Here is a 2,564-nt window from a genome sequence, read left to right on the forward strand (position 1 = left end):
GGCGGCGAGGCCACGCGCGCGCCAGTCCGACAGCGGCCGGCGCTGGGTGCGCCCGGCCAGCGCCGGGTCGAAGCCCGCCGGCAGCTTCACCTCCAGCCCCCACGGCTGGCCGCTCTGCCAGCCGGCGAGCTTGAGATAGTTGGCGGTGGAGGCCAGCGCATCGGGAATGCTGGCGACCAGGTCGCGGCGGCCGTCGCCATCGCCGTCCACGGCGACGCGGGCGTAGGTGCTGGGCATGAACTGGGTATGGCCGAAGGCGCCGGCCCAGGACCCGGTCAGGCCCTCGGGGCGCAGGTCGCCGGCCTGCAGCAGCTTCAGCAGCGCGAACAGCTCGCTGCGGAAGAACGGCTGGCGGCGGCCTTCGCAGGACAGGGTCAGCAGCGACACCAGCAGCGGGCGCTTGCCGGAGATGCGGCCGTAGTCGCTCTCCACGCCCCACACCGCGACCACCGTCTCCGGGTCGACACCGTACTGCTGCGCCACCTGCGCGAGCAGGTCGCGATGCGCGGCGAGCATGGCGCGACCATCGTCGATGCGCTGGCTGTCGACCAGGCCGGCCAGGTAGTCCCAGATCGGCGTGGTGAACTCGGGCTGTGCGTCGAGCAGCGGCAGCACGCTCGGGTCCGGCTGCAGACCGGCGGTGAAGCGGTCGAAGGACGCCTCGGCGACACCCGCCTTCGCCGCAGCCGTGCGCAGGCCGACCACGCAGCTGGCGAAGACCGGATCGGGCGTGGACGGCGCCGCCGCGGGTGGGGTCTGCGCGAGCGCGCACGGGGCCGCCAGCAGCAGGATCCAGGCCAAACGCATCATCGAAACTTCCTCGCCGACGGCAGGGCCGACATCATAAACAACCGGCGCGTGTGCGCTCCGCTCACGCGACGCGGGCGGCAGGCACGCGACCGGCAGCGCGTTCCGAGCGTGGCCTGGTTGGCGGATCGCGCGGCACGATGCCGCGGCCGCGACACGCATGGCGTTCGGGCCGCTGCGGCATTCCGTTCGAAGCGCCAGAGGGCCAACGCTTGCCCCGCCAAAGAACGGCGGCGCGACGCGCGACGCTCAGTCCAGCGCGTCGAGGTAGTACCAGCGCCCATCCTCGCGCACGAAGCGGCTGTGCTCGGTCATGCGCACGGCGCTGCCGCCGCCGATGCGATAGCGCGCCAGGAAGGCGACTTCGGCACTGTCGGCGCCGGTCTGCAGCACGCGCTGCACGGTGAGGCCGAGCCACGCCGTGCGCGGATCGATCTCCACCTGCGGCGGACAGGTCGACGGATGCCAGCTCGCGCGCAGGTAATCGGCGTCCTGGCGCACGTAGGCGCTGTAGCGGGAGCGCATCAAGGATTCGGCATCCGGCGCAGGGGTGCCGGCGTGGTACGGCCCGCAGCACTGCGCGTACTCGCGCGGACGGCCGCAGGGGCAGGGATCGGCAAGGCGCAGGGCGGACGGAGACATGTGCCGATTGTGCCGGCTGCGGCGACACGGCGCACGCCGCGCACGCGTCGCGGCCGGTGGCGGCTATGCTTGCGGCCCCTTGCGCGGAGCGCCGGCGTGCTCGAGTCGATCCCCACCGAACTGCCCTGGCTGCTGTGCATCGCCTTCGTCGCCGGGCTGGTGGACGCGGCGGTGGGCGGCGGCGGCCTGATCCAGTTGCCCGGGCTGTTCGCGACCTTGCCGCAACAGGCGCCCGCCGTGATCCTCGGCACCAACAAGTTCAGTTCCATGGCCGGCACCGGCACCGCCGCCTGGCGCTATGCGCGCCACGTGCGCCTGCCGTGGCGGCCGGTGCTGTATGCGACCGCCGCCGCGTTCGTGTTCGCCTTCCTCGGCGCCACGGCGGTGAGCCTGCTACCGAAACAGGCGGTGCGCCCGCTGATCCTGGTGCTGCTGATTGCGATGCTGGGCTATACGCTGGTCAAGAAGGATTTCGGCGCGTTGCACCGCCCGCGCCACATCGGCCGCCGCGAACTGGCGATCGCGCTGGCGATCGGCGCGGCGATCGGGTTCTACGACGGCTTCTTCGGGCCGGGCACCGGCAGCTTCCTGATCTTCCTGTTCATCCGCTTCTTCGGTCTGGATTTCCTGCGCGCCTCGGCCGCGTCGAAGGTGGTGAACCTGGCCACCAACCTGGCCGCGCTGTGCTTCTTCGTGCCCAGCGGCAAGATCCTGCTGGCCGCGGCGGTGCCGATGGCCGTGGCCAACGTGGCCGGCGCGGTGACCGGCACCCGGCTGGCGCTGCGCGGCGGCACGCCGTTGATCCGGCAGTTGTTCCTGGTGCTGGTGGTGGTGCTGATCGGCAAGATGGGCTGGGATCTGCTGCACTGAGTGCAGTGCGCGGCACCGTGTGGTTGCCGCGTGCCATCCCTCCCAACGATGGTGCAGCGCGCGGCCGATCGGCACGCGCGACCGCAAGTGCCGCTCAGTGGCCGCGGCGCTTGCGGCTCGCAGGCGGCGTCTTGGCTGCTGCAGCCTTGGCCGGCTTCGCAGGTTTGCTGCCTGTGCCTGCTTTCACCGGCTTCGCCGACGCCGACCGCGCGGCTGGCCGCGTTGCCGCGGACGCAGCTGCCGCA

3 protein-coding genes are annotated in these 2,564 nt (G+C 72.2%); 1 reads left to right on the forward strand and 2 read right to left on the reverse strand.

Annotated elements, in window-relative coordinates; all coding sequences use genetic code 11:
• A partial coding sequence (locus D180_RS07275; protein WP_017912276.1) for a lytic murein transglycosylase occupies positions 1 to 810 on the reverse strand: 810 nt, incomplete at its 3' end.
• 246 nt (positions 811 to 1,056) lie between these two features.
• Positions 1,057 to 1,449 carry a YchJ family metal-binding protein gene (locus D180_RS07280; RefSeq protein ID WP_081616432.1) on the reverse strand — a complete coding sequence of 131 codons (393 nt, stop codon included), beginning with the start codon at positions 1,447 to 1,449 and terminating at the stop codon, positions 1,057 to 1,059.
• Between the two features lie 96 nt (positions 1,450 to 1,545).
• On the opposite strand from D180_RS07280, the gene D180_RS07285 reads away from it, so the two are divergent.
• On the forward strand, positions 1,546 to 2,319 hold the full coding sequence (locus D180_RS07285; RefSeq protein ID WP_017912277.1) for a TSUP family transporter: 774 nt from the start codon (positions 1,546 to 1,548) through the stop codon (positions 2,317 to 2,319).
• The last annotated feature ends 245 nt before the right edge of the window (positions 2,320 to 2,564 follow it).

The organism is Xanthomonas sp. SHU 166 (assembly GCF_000364685.1).
Lineage (GTDB): Bacteria > Pseudomonadota > Gammaproteobacteria > Xanthomonadales > Xanthomonadaceae > Xanthomonas_A > Xanthomonas_A sontii.

Excerpts from the sequence above, each read along its gene's own strand:
- D180_RS07280 (WP_081616432.1), bottom strand. The coding sequence starts at position 1,449 with ATGTCTCCGTCCGCCCTGCGCCTTGCCGATCCCTGCCCCTGCGGCCGT.